This is a genomic window from Cohnella terricola (assembly GCF_007786475.1).
In the GTDB taxonomy this organism is placed as follows: Bacteria; Bacillota; Bacilli; order Paenibacillales; family Paenibacillaceae; genus Cohnella; species Cohnella terricola.
The window spans coordinates 363,411-378,833 of the sequence record NZ_VNJJ01000004.1; the positions used below are offsets into that span (position 1 = coordinate 363,411).

16 protein-coding genes are annotated in these 15,423 nt (G+C 55.8%); 8 read left to right on the forward strand and 8 right to left on the reverse strand.

Annotated features, from left to right (window positions below; translation table 11 throughout):
* The first annotated feature begins 18 nt into the window (after positions 1-18).
* Positions 19-699 carry an SOS response-associated peptidase gene (locus FPZ45_RS09600; RefSeq protein WP_144700645.1) on the forward strand — a complete coding sequence of 227 codons (681 nt, stop codon included), beginning with the start codon at positions 19-21 and terminating at the stop codon, positions 697-699.
* 9 nt (positions 700-708) lie between these two features.
* Here the strand turns inward: FPZ45_RS09600 and FPZ45_RS09605 are convergent, their stop codons facing one another.
* From FPZ45_RS09605 to FPZ45_RS09615, 3 genes are all read right to left on the reverse strand, one after another.
* Positions 709-912 (reverse strand): YbdD/YjiX family protein, encoded by a 204-nt coding sequence (locus FPZ45_RS09605; protein ID WP_144700647.1) that lies wholly within the window; start codon positions 910-912, stop codon positions 709-711.
* 7 nt (positions 913-919) lie between these two features.
* The gene (locus FPZ45_RS09610) at positions 920-2,992 is read right to left on the reverse strand and encodes a carbon starvation CstA family protein (RefSeq protein WP_144700649.1); all 2,073 of its coding nucleotides are present in this window, start codon (positions 2,990-2,992) and stop codon (positions 920-922) included.
* Positions 2,993-3,058: 66 nt separating this feature from the next.
* Positions 3,059-3,727 carry a hypothetical protein gene (locus FPZ45_RS09615; RefSeq protein WP_144700651.1) on the reverse strand — a complete coding sequence of 223 codons (669 nt, stop codon included), beginning with the start codon at positions 3,725-3,727 and terminating at the stop codon, positions 3,059-3,061.
* Between the two features lie 64 nt (positions 3,728-3,791).
* Here FPZ45_RS09615 and FPZ45_RS09620 point away from each other — a divergent pair, with 64 nt between their 5' ends.
* From FPZ45_RS09620 to FPZ45_RS09630, 3 genes are all read left to right on the forward strand, one after another.
* Complete coding sequence (locus tag FPZ45_RS09620; protein WP_144700653.1) at positions 3,792-4,613, forward strand: hypothetical protein; 822 nt, start codon at positions 3,792-3,794, stop codon at positions 4,611-4,613.
* 76 nt (positions 4,614-4,689) lie between these two features.
* A complete protein-coding gene (locus tag FPZ45_RS09625) occupies positions 4,690-4,905 on the forward strand; it encodes a hypothetical protein (RefSeq protein WP_144700655.1) in 216 nt (71 codons plus the stop codon).
* A gap of 119 nt (positions 4,906-5,024) precedes the next feature.
* Positions 5,025-5,540, forward strand: coding sequence for a L,D-transpeptidase (locus tag FPZ45_RS09630; RefSeq protein WP_144700657.1), 516 nt, complete (start codon positions 5,025-5,027; stop codon positions 5,538-5,540).
* On the opposite strand, the gene FPZ45_RS09635 is transcribed toward FPZ45_RS09630, so the two are convergent.
* Genes FPZ45_RS09635 through FPZ45_RS09645 form a run of 3 tightly spaced genes read right to left on the reverse strand, consistent with a single transcriptional unit; the run spans position 5,537 to position 9,383 of the window.
* Complete coding sequence (locus tag FPZ45_RS09635) at positions 5,537-5,797, reverse strand: DUF6953 family protein (RefSeq protein WP_144700659.1); 261 nt, start codon at positions 5,795-5,797, stop codon at positions 5,537-5,539. The two genes, FPZ45_RS09630 and FPZ45_RS09635, sit on opposite strands and share 4 nt — an antisense overlap.
* A 24-nt stretch (positions 5,798-5,821) precedes the next feature.
* Entirely contained in the window at positions 5,822-7,654 is a 1,833-nt protein-coding gene (locus FPZ45_RS09640) for an ABC transporter ATP-binding protein (protein ID WP_144700661.1), read from the reverse strand.
* The gene (locus tag FPZ45_RS09645; protein WP_144700663.1) at positions 7,635-9,383 is read right to left on the reverse strand and encodes an ABC transporter ATP-binding protein; all 1,749 of its coding nucleotides are present in this window, start codon (positions 9,381-9,383) and stop codon (positions 7,635-7,637) included. Before FPZ45_RS09645 ends, FPZ45_RS09640 begins: the two co-directional genes overlap by 20 nt.
* Before the next feature lie 203 nt (positions 9,384-9,586).
* Here FPZ45_RS09645 and FPZ45_RS09650 point away from each other — a divergent pair, with 203 nt between their 5' ends.
* On the forward strand, positions 9,587-10,306 hold the full coding sequence (locus FPZ45_RS09650) for a peptidylprolyl isomerase (protein WP_144700665.1): 720 nt from the start codon (positions 9,587-9,589) through the stop codon (positions 10,304-10,306).
* Positions 10,307-10,360: 54 nt separating this feature from the next.
* On the opposite strand, the gene FPZ45_RS09655 is transcribed toward FPZ45_RS09650, so the two are convergent.
* Complete coding sequence (locus tag FPZ45_RS09655) at positions 10,361-11,431, reverse strand: stalk domain-containing protein (RefSeq protein ID WP_144700667.1); 1,071 nt, start codon at positions 11,429-11,431, stop codon at positions 10,361-10,363.
* Between the two features lie 203 nt (positions 11,432-11,634).
* Between FPZ45_RS09655 and FPZ45_RS09660 the strand changes: the two genes are divergently transcribed.
* The 3 genes from FPZ45_RS09660 (at position 11,635) to FPZ45_RS25295 (ending at position 13,139) form a co-directional block, all read left to right on the forward strand.
* Positions 11,635-12,597 (forward strand): DNA-methyltransferase, encoded by a 963-nt coding sequence (locus tag FPZ45_RS09660; protein ID WP_144700669.1) that lies wholly within the window; start codon positions 11,635-11,637, stop codon positions 12,595-12,597.
* A gap of 146 nt (positions 12,598-12,743) precedes the next feature.
* Entirely contained in the window at positions 12,744-12,938 is a 195-nt protein-coding gene (locus FPZ45_RS09665; RefSeq protein ID WP_144700671.1) for a sporulation protein Cse60, read from the forward strand.
* 24 nt (positions 12,939-12,962) lie between these two features.
* Complete coding sequence (locus FPZ45_RS25295) at positions 12,963-13,139, forward strand: hypothetical protein (protein ID WP_186438324.1); 177 nt, start codon at positions 12,963-12,965, stop codon at positions 13,137-13,139.
* A 307-nt stretch (positions 13,140-13,446) separates the two neighbouring features.
* On the opposite strand, the gene FPZ45_RS09670 is transcribed toward FPZ45_RS25295, so the two are convergent.
* Positions 13,447-15,414 carry a beta propeller repeat protein gene (locus tag FPZ45_RS09670; RefSeq protein ID WP_144700673.1) on the reverse strand — a complete coding sequence of 656 codons (1,968 nt, stop codon included), beginning with the start codon at positions 15,412-15,414 and terminating at the stop codon, positions 13,447-13,449.
* Positions 15,415-15,423 lie beyond the last annotated feature (9 nt).

Consider the following 15,423-nt stretch of genomic DNA (forward strand, 5'->3'; position numbering starts at 1 on the left):
ATAAGGAGGGGACGAACCATGTGCGGAAGATACACGATCACGATCACTCTAGAGGAACTGATGCTGCGGTATTTAACCGAAGAGCCGATGGGAAGCTACCCTATGCCCCGCTACAACGTCGCCCCTATGCAGAACGTGCTTGCGGTCGTCCATAACGGGAAGAAGAATAGGCTCGGCGAGCTGCGATGGGGACTCGTTCCTTCGTGGGCTTCAGACGACAAGATTGGGAGCAAGATGATCAACGCCCGCGCGGAAACGCTGCTGGAGAGAAGCTCGTTCAAGAGCCTCGTGCGGCGGAAAAGGGCGATCGTCCCGGCGGACGGCTTCTACGAGTGGAAAAAGCAAGGAAATCTCAAGCAGCCGATGCGGATGACGATGAAAGGCGGCGGAATTTTCTCCATGGCCGCCTTGTACGATACGTGGCTGTCGCCGGATGGCCGCAAGATTAGCACGTGCACCATCATTACGACGACGCCGAACAGCCTGATGGCCGATATCCACGATCGTATGCCGGTCATTTTGCGGCCGGAGGACGAAGCCGAGTGGTTGGATCGGGGCAACGAGGACGTAAGAGGACTGATGGCTCTGCTGCGTCCCTATTCGGCGGAAGCCATGCGCGCTTACCCGGTATCCCCGATCGTCGGCAACGTCAAGAACGATACGGCGGAGTGCATCGAAGAGCAACTCGCGTTATTCTGACGCGCCGGCTTAGCAGCAGCGGGAAACTTTGCCGCCTTTGGCGTTATACCGCGCTTCCTGCGCCTGGCGAACGAATTCCCCCCGCGACAAGATCGGCTCGCCGGGATGGCGCGTTCGGCAATGAAGGACGTACGTTTCGTAGTGGGGCACGCCTGCCAACAGATCGAGAAATTGCCGCCGGTACTTCAACGCGCCAACTATTTTTCCAAACATCGATCCTTTACGCTCCTTTCGGGTCGGGTTCGCGCCGGACGCCAGGAGACTCCCGAAGCTCGAATGTCCGCCCGGCCAAGACGCCGTACCAGATTCGCGCGGACGAGACGAGCACCGTCAGCGCCGCGAGGATGAAGAGTCCGCAGATCGCCGCGTTCACGTAATTGCTGCGAACGATTTGCCCCATCTGGCCGAGATCCTCGGCCGCGCCGATGATTCTCCCCTCATCGAGCGCCGCTTGATACTGCCTCGCCTGCGCCAGGAACCCGATCGATGGCTGCGCATGGAACAGCTTCTGGAATCCCGCCGCCATCGTGACGACGAGCAGCCATGCGGCCGGAAGCAGCGTGACCCAGACATAAGCTTTCTTGCCCATCTTGAACAAAATCGTCGTGCAGAATAGCAAAGCCATGCCGGCCAGCATCTGGTTGGCGATTCCGAACAGCGCCCACAGCGAATTGACGCCGCCGAGCGGATCGATGACCCCCTGAACGAGAAAATACCCCCAAGCGAACACGCAGATCGCCGTGCCGATCGCGTTCCCCGCGAACGATTCCGTATCGCCTAACCGTTTGGCTGCCGTCCCGAGCAGTTCCTGAACCATGAACCTCCCCACCCTTGTTCCGGCGTCGACCGTCGTCAGAATAAACAATGCTTCGAAAAGAATCGCGAAATGGTACCAGAACGACATGAGCGCTTTGCCGCCGATCGCGGCGGACAAGACGTGCGCCATCCCCACCGCAAGCGTAGGCGCGCCGCCGGTGCGCGACAGAACGCTCGATTCCCCGATATCGCGGGAAAGCTCCGTCAGTTGCTCTGGCGTAACGGAATAGCCCCAGGACGAGATCGTCGCGGCCGCTTGGCCGACATCCGTCCCGATTACGGCGGCGGGGCTGTTGATCGCAAAATAGACCCCCGGGGTCAGGATGCAAGCAGCGATCAGCGCCATGAGGGCGACGAAGGATTCGGTCAGCATCGCTCCGTACCCGATCGGCGTCGCGTGCGATTCGCGCTCGATCATTTTCGGCGTGGTGCCGGACGAGATCAGCGCGTGAAATCCGGAGACGGAGCCGCAGGCGATCGTGATGAACAGGAACGGAAAAATATTGCCCGAGAATACGGGGCCCGTCCCGTTCGCGAACGTGGAGATGCCGGGCATCAGGAGATCCGGGGAGACGACGAGGATGCCGACGGCTAGCGCCGCGATCGTGCCGATTTTTAGAAACGTACTCAAATAGTCGCGAGGCGCCAGCAGCAGCCAGACCGGGATAACGGAGGCCGCGAAGGCGTAGCCGATCAGCAGATATGCGATCGTCGTGCCCGAGAGCGTGAAGAGAGGGGCCAGCAAGAAGTTATCGGCGATTTCCCGTCCGTAGACAAGCGCTGCGATCAGCAGCATAAGCCCGGCCACCGAGGCTTCGGTCACCCGGCCGGGACGAATATAACGCATGTAGATGCCCATCAGCAGGGCGATCGGAATGGTGGCCGCGATCGTGAACGTCCCCCAAGGGCTCCCGGCCAAGGCCTTCACTACGATCAGCGCCAGCACCGCGAGCAGAATGATCATAATCCCGAAAATGCCGATCATCGCGATCAGACCGGCGGTCCGTCCCATCTCGTCCTTGATCATTTCTCCCAACGATTTGCCATCCCGGCGCATCGAGGCGAAGAGCACGACGAAATCCTGCACCGCTCCGGCAAAGACCGCGCCGACGATAATCCACAGCGTGCCCGGCAAATATCCCATTTGCGTGGCCAATATGGGGCCGACCAGAGGCCCCGCACCGGCAATCGCGGCAAAATGGTGTCCGAACAGCACTCCTTTATGCGTCGGCACGAAATCTTTGCCGTCGTTATGAAGCTCGGAAGGCGTCATCCGCCGATCATCGAGGGCAAGCGCCTTGCGTGCGATAAAGCGGGCGTAGAACCGGTAAGCCGCGGCATACCAGCATACGGCGGCCGCGACGAGCCATACCGCGTTAACCGCCTCGCCCCTCGCTATAGCAACTGCGGCGAAAGAAACCGCGCCGACCAGCGATATGCAGATCCACAGCAAAACCGACTTCCATTTTCCCCGCATCGTCCGCACCTCGTCAGGCATTCTTCTCCGCATCGCTTTGAGGAAGAAGTAACCATGAGAATGCACCTAAACCCCGCCAAATATGCACGGCGTCGCGCGCAACACAAACTCTTCCGCCGTCCCTATTGGTGCAAAAGAATTGTTCGACTTTTTCGTGCTACTCCCCCACTTCTCCGCCGCTGCCCAGGAATAGTTCGACTTTTTCGTGCTACTCCCGCACTTCTCCTCCGCTGTCCAGGAATAGTTCGACTTTTTCGTGCTACTCCCGCACTTCTCCGCCACTGCCCAGGAATAGTTCGACTTTATCGTGCTACTCCCCCACTTCTCCTCCGCTGCCCAGGAATAGTTCGACTTTTTCGTGCTACTCCCGCACTTCTCCGCCACTGCCCAGGAATAGTTCGACTTTATCGTGCTACTCCCCCACTTCTCCTCCGCTGCCCAGGAATTGTTCAACTTTTTCGTGCTACTCCCGTGCAACTCCGCCACTGCCCAGGAATTGTTCGACTTTTTCGTGCTACTCCAGCGCAACCCCGCTACTGTCCAGAAATAGTTCGACTTTTTCGTGCTACTCCCGCACTTCTCCTCCGCTGCCCAGGAATAGTCCGACTTTTTCGTGCTACTCCCGCCGTTTCGCGCCGCAGCCTGGGAATTGGCTTGACACCCTCGCTGCGGTCCGGTATATTGGACGAACAAACCATATTTTCCCACACTTACGACGGAAGCACCCGTAAGCAAGGCTGATAGCAGCCTTCTTGCAGGTGCTTTTTTTGTCGTCCCAATCCAAAGGAGGAATCCCGTTATGCCGCTCAGAAAACCGCTGTCGCTCGTACTGTTGGCTCTCCTGATCCCTTTCGTTCTGGTCCTGCCCCGAGGCGTATCCGCTGCCGCGACAATCGAACTGACCTCGTCCGTCAAAGTCCCGTTCGATAAGACCGTTGCCGCCGCGGACAAGACGACGGCCGAGAAGCTGAATTCGCTGTACGGAGAGCTCGCCGCCCTGCTTAAGGAAGATAATGACACAGAAGCGAAGATCAAAGCGCTGCACTACAAGAATGAGGAGATCGCGATTGCGCTCCGCAAGCAAATCCGGGAGATCGACGCCGCCCAGCTCGCCAAGCTGGCGACTCAGGTCCAGCAGGCGAAAGCCCGCTATAAGCCGCTGCTCGACTCCTACTCCGCCCTGAACAAACAAATCTCTGCCGCCAAGACGTTAAAAAACAAAACGCTGAATTCCACTCTTCGCACCCAAGCCGATCTCATGAAACCGCTGGTTCAGCTCGCCCGAGAGGAGATTAAGACAAAGGAGGCCGCCCATAAATCGGCCAAAACCGCCGCCGCGAAAAAAATCAAAGCCGCCCGCGATTCGCTTGCGGCCGTCGATCCGCTCAAGGTCCAGATCAAAGCTCAGCGAAACGCGGTCGGCTCGGTGCGGGACAGCAGGTCCCCCGTGTGGTCCAATTTCAAGTCCGCCGGCAAGAAATCCGACATTCAGGGCACGCAAAGCTCGCTTACGTCCCTTGTTTCCCTATCCCGCCAGATCGCAACGCAGCAGCAGAAAATTTATGCGCTCGAGGTCAAAATCGCGGATATCCTTTCCCGCACGCAGAGCCAGATTCTATAACGCTCGCGGACGCGAAAGAGTTATAATAGACTCCATTACCTTGTCTCGAACGAGATAGAGGAAGGAGCCGCCCGATATGGCATTGAACATTCGCCTGATTACCGATCAGGACTTTCAGGAAGCATTGGAGCGCCAAGCACCCCTGCGGGTTTTCAAGGACGATCACATTATCGATACCGGAGGGATCATCGTACGCTATGACAGCGAGACCGTCGTCGTCCAATCCGGCGTAGGCGATCTGGCATACCATAGCCGATCGGCGTGCGAGTTTTTCGAGCTCCGCAAGCGTTAGTTCGCGTACGCGGCTTCGCCTTTCCGCCCGATTTTCACCCAAAAACGGCGATTTGAACCATATTCCCCGGGACCCCGCATATATAAAAAAGATACAACTTCCCGGGGAGGCTGCCGTTCATGAGATTGGCAAAGATATGCCGTGTCTTTATTCTTTTATCTGTTTTGTTTCTCGTTCCCTCCGTCGTTACCGCTCATGCGGAAACCGTCCAATTGGCAAAAAAGTTCGCCGAATACGAGCAGTTCATCATGATCGACAAATCCACAAACAAGCTCTATTACTACGAGGAAGGGAAGCTGGTCAAGTCGTTCCCCGTAGCTACCGGAGCCAAGCCCTCCTATACGCCGGAAGGCTTGTTCACGATCCACGAAAAAGTCAAAAACCGCCCCTACTACAAAGAGAAAATCAAAGGCGGCGACCCCAAAAACCCGCTCGGAGACCGCTGGCTCGGCCTAGAGGTCACCATCAACGGAAAAACCTCCTATGCCTACGGGATTCACGGCAACAACAACGAGAAATCGATAGGCAAATACGTGTCCGCCGGCTGCATTCGCATGCATAACAAAGACGTCCACTGGCTCTATGATCGAATCAAAACATCGACTCCGGTCAATATCGTTAAAAAGGCGGCCTAGTCGTCCTGTGTCTTGATCGCCGAAGTCCAGCCCCAATAGAAGGCGTCGCGATCCCAGGCGGCTTTACCGCCATGGAGTTTCTTGAACGCCTTCTTGACATCCTTGTCGATCGAGACATGCCCCTTCTCGTTCGCGTATACGAATCGTTCTCCAAAATGTTTCCTGATATGCTCGACGGCCGCCTCCTGATACAACACTCCGGCATGCCTGAGTTCATTGAACATCCATGCCGCAACCTCGTCCGGTGTATAATCCATCCTGAATTTCGCTCCTTATATCCGTTAGTCCGCTTGTCCGTAGCTTTGGTGCATCGCGCTGTACAGCCCGCCCTTAGCCAGCAACTCGTCGTGAGATCCGCGTTCCGCCAATCGGCCATCCTTCAGCACGAGGATTTGATCGGCTCGGCGGATCGTGTTCAGCCGGTGAGCAATGACGAAGCTGGTGCGCCCTTGCATGAGCCGCTGAAGCCCTTCCTGAATTTTGATCTCCGTTACCGTATCGATGCTGCTCGTCGCTTCGTCAAGCACGAGGATGGCCGGATCGGCCAGAATCGCCCGCGCGATCGCGAGCAATTGCTTCTGCCCTTGGCTGATCCCGCTGCCGTCTCCGTGCAGCACCTTATCGTAACCGCCCGGCAGCCGGGCGATGAACGAATGCGCGTTGGCGAGCTTGGCCGCCTCCACCACTTGCTCGTCCGTCGCGCCCGGCTTGCCGTAACGAATATTATCGCGAATTGTTCCTTCGAACAAGAAGGTGTCCTGAAGCACGAAAGCCATATGCGAACGAAGGCTTTCCCTGCGAATCGTCCGGATATCACGTCCGTCAACCGCAATGCTGCCGGAATCCGCCTCGTAGAAACGAGAAAGCAGTTGGATCAGCGACGTCTTGCCCGCTCCCGTAGGTCCGATGATCGCGATCGTCTCCCCCGGGCGGGCCTTGAAGCTGATATTCTGCAACGTAGGTTCCCCTTCATTGTAAGAGAAACCTACTTGGGTGAATTCGACTTCGCCCGTCACCGCTTCGACCGGGCCGGCCTCCCCCTCGTCTTGATCTTCCTCGTCTTCGTCCAGAATCTCGAATACGCGCTCCGCGCCCGCGATCGCCGATAACAGCGTATTCCACTGGTTCGCGAGATCGTTAAGCGGCCTTGTGAACTGTCTCGCGTACTCCACGAACACGACGATGACCCCGACCGTAATCGTTCCGCGAATGGCCAGATAACCTCCGACCCCGACGATGACGGCATAGCTTAAATTGTTCAAGCCGTTCATCAGCTTCGGAATAAATCCGGAAATCGATTGCGCCCAGAAGCCCGATTGCCTGATCCGCGCGTTGCGCTCGCCGAATTCGCGAATGACGCGCTCTTCCTGCGAGAAAGCTTTTACGATGCGTTGTCCGGATAACGTCTCTTCGATATACCCGTTCAGATCGCCGATGTTGCGTTGCCGTTCCTTGAACAGCACGCCGGTCCTTCGCGTGATCCACTTCATTCCCGACGACATCAGCGGCACGACGAGGAAAGTAAGCACGGTGAGCAGCGGGCTCAGCAGCAGCATGACGACGACCGTCCCGACGAGAGTGAGCACGCTCGAAAAGATCTGAATCGCGGAACTGTTCAACGTGGAGCTGACATTATCCATGTCGTTGGTCATCCGGCTCATCAGCTCTCCGCGCTGCCTCTTGGCGAAGAACGGGATGGGAAGGCGATGTAGCTGCTTGAACAGATCCATCCGCATTCGGTATACCGTTTCCTGCGCGATCCCGATCATCCATATGTTCTGCAGCCAGCCGGCGATCGAGCCGAGCACGTACACCGCCGCGAGTCCCGCGAGAAACAGCGCCCAAGGTTCGCCCCCTGGCCCTGCCAAGTATCGGTCTATCGCGACGCCGATCATATAAGGCCCAAGCAAGGAGAGTCCCGAGCTAAGCAGAACCATGAGCAGCACAAGGGCCAGTTTGCCCTTGCGGCGCGAGAGATAGTTCCAGATCCGCCTCAGCGTCGCTTTCCAATTTCTAGCCTTCTGCTTTGGTCGCTTGGACAGCGATATGCCTTGCTCCCCCGTCAATCCCTCCGGCCGCGGGTAACGAAGAGGTTCACTTAGCGCCTTCCGCATGGGAACCCTCCTCCCCGAATTGCGATTCATAGATGCGGCGGTATAACGGATCTTGAGCCAGCAGTTCGCCGTGATCGCCTTGAGCGATCAGGCGCCCGTCGTCGAGCAGTAGAATGAGATCGGCGTTCAACGTGGAACTGATTTTCTGCGTAATGAGAAACGTTGTGCAGGCCATGCCGGATAGCGCCCGAAGCAAAGCGGCCTCGGTGCGAACGTCCAATGCGCTCGTGCTGTCGTCAAGCAGCAGAATGGCCGGCTTGCGGACAAGCGCCCGCGCGATGGAGATGCGCTGCTTCTGCCCGCCGGAAAGATTCACGCCTCGCTGGCCCAGCATCGTGTCGTAGCCCTGCGGAAGCTGGATGATCGTCTCGTGAATCTGCGCAGACTTGGCCGCTTCGATGATTTGTTCCTCGCTGGCGCCCGGAGCTCCCCAAGCGATATTATCGCGAATCGTACCCGTGAACAGCACGACCTCCTGCGGCACGTAACCGATCGAACCGTGAAGCGCCCGGATATTCCATTCCCGGGCGTCCCTCCCGTCGATAAAGATCGTTCCCCCGTCTTCCTCGTATAGGCGAAGAATGAGCTGCATCAACGATGACTTGCCGGAACCGGTCGCTCCGAGAATGGCTACCGTGTCGCCCGTTCCCGCACGGAAAGAAATATCCTTCAGTACGGGCTCCTCCGTATCCGGATAATGAAACGTGACGTTCTCGAAGGCAACGCTGCCTTCGCTTACGCGCTCGTCCGTATTCACGGGGGATGACGCTCCCCCATCGCCGGAGCCGTTCTCCGTAACGAGCGCCTCGTCGATGCGCCGAGCGGAAGCCCGCGCTCGGGAGAACGCCGCGACGAGCATCGATAAAGCCGACAGTGCGCCCGCGGTGCGCAACGAATAGTTTACGACAGCGACCACTTCGCCCGTCGATGCGCTCCCGACATGGATTTCAAGCTGCCCGAACCATAACACGGCGATAATCCCCGCGTTCATAATGAGCACGATGAACGGCTGCGTGATTTCGGTCAACCTTTGCGCGGATGTGGAGCTTTGCATCAACTCCCCACTGCGGAGGGCGAAGCGCTCGGCCTCCCGCTCCCTTCGCACGAACGCGCGAATCAGCCGCATGCCAGACAAGTTTTCTTGCATAACTCCGTTAACGGCGTCCAGCCGAAGCTGAACCCTGCTGAACAGCACGGCGGCTTTTTTCACGACCCATAGAATGAACAGAACGAGAATCGGCACGGTGAGCAGCAATAAAAAACCAAGCCCGGGATGCACGATCAGGGCCATCACGATGCTGCCTATGACGACTAACGGTACGCGCAGCATGAAGCGAAGGCCCATGAACGTCGTATCTTGAACTTGAGTGACGTCGTTCGTTAAACGGGTAATCAGTGACGAAGCGGCGAAACGGTTAAAGACCGCGTAGGAATACGCTTGTATTTTGCCGTAAAGGGATTCCCGGATATCGTACCCGACTCCCTGGCTGACGTGCGCCGCATAGAACGAGCTGAGAATGCCGGCAGCAAATGCCAATATCGTGCCCCCGACCAGAACTCCACCCCATAGTAGCACGACTTCGACGTTTTTCGGCGCGATGCCGTCGTCGATTATTTTGGAAATCAGCATAGGCTGAATCAATTCGACCGCAAGTTCGACCAACATGAGTAAAATGGCGACGGTGGCGGCTACCCCATACTTCGATAACGTACGAAAAACGACTTTCATTTTTGTCCTCCGACGGACGATATCGTCCGCTTCAGCATCCCTTATGTCATCATATACATATGATCTCCCTTCTATTGTACCTGTTATTTCCTCGGAATGGGAGCACTTCATCGGTCCTTTAGGCGGTCAATCAGGTGGATTCCGTTAAAGGCAAGTGATATGATAACAAATGGACATAGTGGACAAGGGGGACTACACTAGACATGAAATCCGCGAAATCACGCATCACCTTAATCTCGCTGACGATCATGGCGCTTCTGCTGATCGCGACGGGATGCGGGGCCAAACCGAACAATAACGGCAACAACAACCAGTCATCGCCGGACCCCACGCCAAGCTCCGTCAACGGCGCGCCACAACAAACACAGGAGGCTTCCCCAATGAACGAAGTAGATACTTCAGGAGACAACCCGATCGTAACGATCGAGATGGACAGCGGCAAAACGATCAAAATCGAGCTTTATCCGAAAGTTGCGCCGAACACGGTCAATAACTTCATTTCTCTCGTAAACAAAGGTTTTTACGACGGGACAACCTTTCACCGCGTTATCCCAGGCTTTATGATCCAAGGCGGAGACCCGGACGGCAATGGCACGGGCGGTCCCGGTTATTCGATCGCAGGAGAGTTTGCGAATAACGGCTTTGAGAACAATCTAAAACATACGCCGGGCGTCATCTCCATGGCCCGCACGAACAACCCGAATAGCGCGGGCTCGCAATTTTTCATCATGGTCGAGGACGCGCCTTTCCTGGACGGCCAGTATGCCGCTTTCGGAAAAGTGATCGAGGGGTTGGACGTCGCGAACGAGATCGTAGCCGTTGACCGGAATGCGAGCGATAAGCCGCTTACGCCGCAAGTCATGAAGAAGGTGACCGTGGACACCCGCGGCGCCTCCGCTCCGGAACCAGAGACGATCAAGTAAATAAGAAAAAAAAAAGAAGGAGCCACCCTCGGAAGAGAGGAGACTCCTTCTTGTTTATTTAAAATCCGCGAACGGAATTTCGAATTCGGGCATTCCCGCTGCGTAAGGCGTATATTCGTACTGCCCGAAATAGATCACGACGCCGTTATGCTTCAGGAAGAAGTCCCGGTCCGGCTCGATCGTCTTAAACGGATTGAGCAAAGCAAGTCCGCGCGCCTTAATCTGGCTGGCGATCTTGGCGTTAATGATCGAAACGTACTTCGCGTTGCCGCCGGTCACGTCCTTCAGCTTCAACTGGTTGCCCGTTGCCAGATCGAACGTATACGGCACGCGAGCGGTGGTTCCATGGGCGCCGCCCGTGTAAATGTAATAATCCACGTATAAGCTAAGCTTGCCTTGCTCGTTATAAGTAACTGTATAAGTTCCTTCGAAGGAGACGGGCCGGACATCATCCCCGTTATCTCCGAGCGCATTGCTTAGCGACTCTCTTGCGATATCGGCGTTCTGTTCCGCTTCCGACTTCAGGAACGCGTTAATTTTCTTCTGCACGTCCTCTTTGGCGAAGCCCGATAGCTGCGGGTAGTGAATGACCAACGACTTATTTTTCTCTTCTTCCTTGACCGTCGCTGTGGCGATCTTCAGATCGTTCTCCCGGATCGATTCGATACCGATGACCTTCGTCGCCGAATCGTACTTCACCCCGTAACCCATCCGCTCCAGCAAGAAACGAAACGGAACGTACGTCGTGCTGTTCTGAACGATCGCCGGCAATCCGTAGATTTCCTGATCGTTCAGCGTCGCCGTGCCGTCGTCCAGATGGAGTACGAGCTCGCGGTCGCGGCCGGTGACGGTTACGGTCATCTTTGCTTTATTCCAGTCCGTCGTGAGTCCGATACTATTATTTAAGCTGCGTATAGCGATATAAGTCGTGTTGTCCGTATTCAGCGCGGACAGAGTAGAACGGACGCCGTTCACGTCGATCGCTTGATCGATGATCTTATATCCGGCGGAAGCCGCGTTCACTTGTTGAACGGGGTAGAGCAACGGACCGACGGTTAAAACGGCCGCAGCCGTCAGGGCGATGATTCCTTTGGCGGGTTTCCGTTTCATGCCTGCTACGCTCATTAATTATCTTCCTCTCTCTTTTTATCAAATAGATATCCGCACTGTCGGATAATATTTACCTCTAATAGACGCATAAACTGTCGAAAGAGTTCGCGGTTTTCGCCGGTTTATGCGAAAAATTTCTCTATTGAATCCCCTTCCAACCTTTTATATGATGGAGGAACAATATACGGCAGCAAAACGATTAGGTGGGTGGAAATCAATTGTCAGACAACCCGAGCAACAGATCCGGGAGAAACAGAACGATCACGCTGAACGATTCCGAGAGAAACCTATACGGATCGCGGCTGTTGACGCTGACGGCCCCCGTTCGGGCGGAGGAGATTCTGGGGCGCACGATTCGCCAGGACTTGTTCGAAGCGATCGATTATTTGCCGGATGCTTTCGTCGACCTGATGTTCGTCGATCCTCCCTATAACCTCACGAAAACTTTTAACGGCAACACTTTTAACCAAATGAACAACGGGCGGTATACGGAGTGGCTCGACGCCTGGTTTTCCAGAATCGTCCGCATCCTCAAGCCCGACGCGACGGTCTATATATGCGGCGATTGGCGCTCAAGCCATTCGATCTTCGAGGTAGCCTCCAAGTATTTGAACATCATCAACCGAATTACGTGGGAGCGGGAAAAAGGACGCGGCGCCCTATCCAATTGGAAGAACGCCTCTGAAGATATTTGGCACTGCACGAAATCCGGCGACTACAAATTTTACGTCGATCGCGTGAAGATGAAGCGGAAAGTCATCGCCCCCTATCGGACGAAAGAAGGGTCGCCCAAGGATTGGGACGACGCCTCCGACGGCAAATTCCGTCTCACGTATCCTTCCAACCTGTGGACCGATCTGACGGTGCCGTTCTGGTCGATGCCCGAGAATACAGATCACCCGACGCAGAAGCCGGAGAAGCTGCTCGCCAAGATCATTCTGGCCAGCTCCGACGAGAATGACGTCGTGTTCGATCCGTTCTGCGGGGCGGGGACGACATCCGTCGTGGCGAAGAAGCTCAACAGGCGGTTCGCCGGCATCGAGCTCGACGAAACTTACTGCTGCCTCACCGAGAAACGACTTCATCTCGCGGACAGCGACGCCTCGATTCAAGGCTATTCGGAGGGCGTTTTCTGGGAGCGGAACACTTATCAACACATGAAACGGGTTCGCCGTCCGTAAGGGACGCAAACCCGTTTATTATTGGCGATCGATTTGAATTGACACCCGATATCTTCAATGGTATGGTTGGAGCAATATAGGCATTCCGCGGGAACATGCGGGGTGCTTATCTCTATATTCGGCAACCGCGCAAAGGGAGGTTATCCATGATCCGTGTCAAGGAATTTTTGGACACCGACAGTTCTTTGGCAGAGAAAAGGGTGAATGAATTTCTCGCCGGGCTCCGAGACGATCAAGTCGTCAATATTTGTTATAGCTCCATTAGCAAGACTAACCTCAACAACATAAGCGAACAAAGAAGCGCGATACTGGTCGTCTACAAAATAGACCCCGATAAATAATCTCATAGAAAGGAGTAGCTCGGATTGACAAATCGCGAACACTTGCAGCTCAGGCAAGATTCCGGAGACGTTATGCCGCCCGACCATGCGACGGATCACAGCGCGCGGTATGGGGCCTTTTTCAGGTTTCTATCGTTCCTCGGCATCGCTTGCATGGCCGCATTGGCGATCTACTGCCTCGTTTATTTTGCTTGGAAGTAAGCTGCTGCAGGTTGGCTGGCGAATAGCGATGATTAACATCTCTAATCTCGCTAGCTGCCCGGTTTTGTTTCGCAATAGCGATGTTTGATATCGTTGTTGGTCGACAACTTCTTAATCGACCGCGATTGTGTCGCTTATTACGTTGTTTTGCATCGCTATTGACTGCGCTTGGGTAACGATTTCGAACAATAACGATGAATTCTATTGCTATTAACTTATTAACAAATCCCCCTTGAGAGAACCGTCGGCTATGCCGCGGTGATTCTCGAGGGGGATTTGTTTTTTCGACTCTATGATTGGCGTTCCGCTATTTACGCTCGCCTACGACGATCACGCCGCCGTCGCCGACAGCGATAAACCGTTTGCCGTCCCAGACGACGCTGCGCAATTTCTTGAGCGTCGGAGAGGCGATCTTGGTCCAAGTTTTGCCGTCGGACATATAGATCATGCCGCGGTCCCCAACGGCGGCGACCGCGCCGGAACTGCTGGCCGCAAGCCCGTTGAAGTTTTCGGAACGAATGGACAGTGCCTTCTTCCACGTCTTGCCGTCCGTCGATTCGATCAGGCCTGCATCGCCGATCGCCACGAATTTCGTTCCCGTCCACACCGTCTGCTTGATCTTGAAATAAATCTCGTAACCGTCCACCGTCGCTTTGAGTTTGGTCCATGTCTTCCCGTCTTTGGATTGGTAGAGGTCGCTGTCGCGATACCCTAGCCACAGCTTCCCGTTCGTCGCCATCGGAATCGCCTGAACGCCCTTGAGCGGCGTCCAAGTCTTTCCGTCTTTGCTGGAAGCGGACAGCTTCCCGCCAAACACCCGCAACTCGCCCCCGGCCGCCGACACGTCGTCGATCGGTTCGGCTAAGGCGGAGCTAATGTCTGTCACGGTTCCGCCGGAATAGAGAAGATTTGCTTCGCTCAACTTTGTCGTAAATTGGAAACCGGTAGCCATGAACGAGCTTTGAGTTCCGTAAAGGTTGTAGAGCATCGTCATATCGTTAACCCGTTCGGGATCCGCGTCCTCCCACCGGCTGCCGTCGCCGGAAATCTTGAACGTTCCTCCACCGGCTATCGCGTAGCGACCTCCGGAATAAACGATGCCGTGGAGATCGCCGTTCTCGCCCGACGCCTCCAGCATCCATTCTTCGTCGAGACCTTTCGCGGAACGGATCGCCCCTTTCGCTCCGACGGCAGAGAATCCGTCCGACGTTTTCGCAATTCCGTAAATATTGCCTTTTAATCCACCGTACTTCATATAATAGAGCGCATGCATCAGATCTCCGTGCTCTTGCGTTTTATCTTTCCACTTCTTGCCGTCCGCGGACTCGAACAACGTCCCGTAATGACCGGCCGCCACGAACTTGCCGTCCGTCCAGATGACCGCGTTCAGCGAGATGTTATAGAAATCGCTAGCCGGCTGTCGCTTGTAAATCAAGCCGTCCTCCGAAGTGAATACGGCGCCGCCCAAAGCTCTGCCCGTGCTCGCGCGTCCGTCCCATCCTACGGCTACGAGAACATCGCCGTTCGACGCTGCCGCATGAATCGTCGCTCCGATATCGGCTTTCTTGAAGCTCCACGTCTTCAAGTCGCGCGAATAGAACACGCCTTCGCTAGCGATGGCAATCCAGTTGCTCTTGAACTTGACGAGTTGGAGCGACTTATTGTAAAGATCCACGCGCTCGGTCGAAACGAGCGGAGTCAGCGTCCACTCCGACCCGTTCGCGGATACGCCGATCAAGGGATTGGAATAGTTGGAACCTCCGCTTGAAATTCTCCCTTCGGCCACGGCCACATATTGCTTGCCGTCCCAAATGGCGTCCATCCAACGAATTCCGTCCGGCTTAAGCTCCAGCTTGCCTTCCGGTTTATTTTTGTAATAGGAGTTGAACTGGTCCAGCCGAATCGTACTCTTGACGGTGGATTTCGTCCATTTGGCACCGTCCGAGGACAGCGCGACGACACCCCCGTCGCCGACCACGATTGCCGTCTTGCCGTCCGTCGCCGCCGCGGTCAGGTTCCCTTTGACGGGGAAAGCCGTCGGATTCCAGTTCCCGCCGTTCGCGCTTCTGAGCACCGTCGTATCAACGCCGAGCGCGATCCGAGTCCCGTTATCGAGAACGACGATGTCCCTAAGATCGGAGCTTTCTTTCCCGCTTTGCTGTTTCCATTGCCATGAAGGAGACGCTGCTTTCGCAGGTTCGCCGACGCCTCCGAATGCGACGATCAACGACAATAACCAAATCGCACAAGTGAATGTTTTTCTCGATGCCCTCAAGACTGTACC

Coding starts and splice junctions, on each gene's coding strand:
- FPZ45_RS09600 (WP_144700645.1), top strand. CDS start 19: ATGTGCGGAAGATACACGATCACGATCACTCTAGAGGAACTGATGCTG.
- FPZ45_RS09605 (WP_144700647.1), bottom strand. CDS start 912: ATGTTTGGAAAAATAGTTGGCGCGTTGAAGTACCGGCGGCAATTTCTC.
- FPZ45_RS09610 (WP_144700649.1), bottom strand. CDS start 2,992: ATGCGGGGAAAATGGAAGTCGGTTTTGCTGTGGATCTGCATATCGCTG.
- FPZ45_RS09620 (WP_144700653.1), top strand. CDS start 3,792: ATGCCGCTCAGAAAACCGCTGTCGCTCGTACTGTTGGCTCTCCTGATC.
- FPZ45_RS09625 (WP_144700655.1), top strand. CDS start 4,690: ATGGCATTGAACATTCGCCTGATTACCGATCAGGACTTTCAGGAAGCA.
- FPZ45_RS09630 (WP_144700657.1), top strand. CDS start 5,025: ATGAGATTGGCAAAGATATGCCGTGTCTTTATTCTTTTATCTGTTTTG.
- FPZ45_RS09635 (WP_144700659.1), bottom strand. CDS start 5,797: ATGGATTATACACCGGACGAGGTTGCGGCATGGATGTTCAATGAACTC.
- FPZ45_RS09640 (WP_144700661.1), bottom strand. CDS start 7,654: ATGCGGAAGGCGCTAAGTGAACCTCTTCGTTACCCGCGGCCGGAGGGA.
- FPZ45_RS09645 (WP_144700663.1), bottom strand. CDS start 9,383: ATGAAAGTCGTTTTTCGTACGTTATCGAAGTATGGGGTAGCCGCCACC.
- FPZ45_RS09650 (WP_144700665.1), top strand. CDS start 9,587: ATGAAATCCGCGAAATCACGCATCACCTTAATCTCGCTGACGATCATG.
- FPZ45_RS09655 (WP_144700667.1), bottom strand. CDS start 11,431: ATGAGCGTAGCAGGCATGAAACGGAAACCCGCCAAAGGAATCATCGCC.
- FPZ45_RS09665 (WP_144700671.1), top strand. CDS start 12,744: ATGATCCGTGTCAAGGAATTTTTGGACACCGACAGTTCTTTGGCAGAG.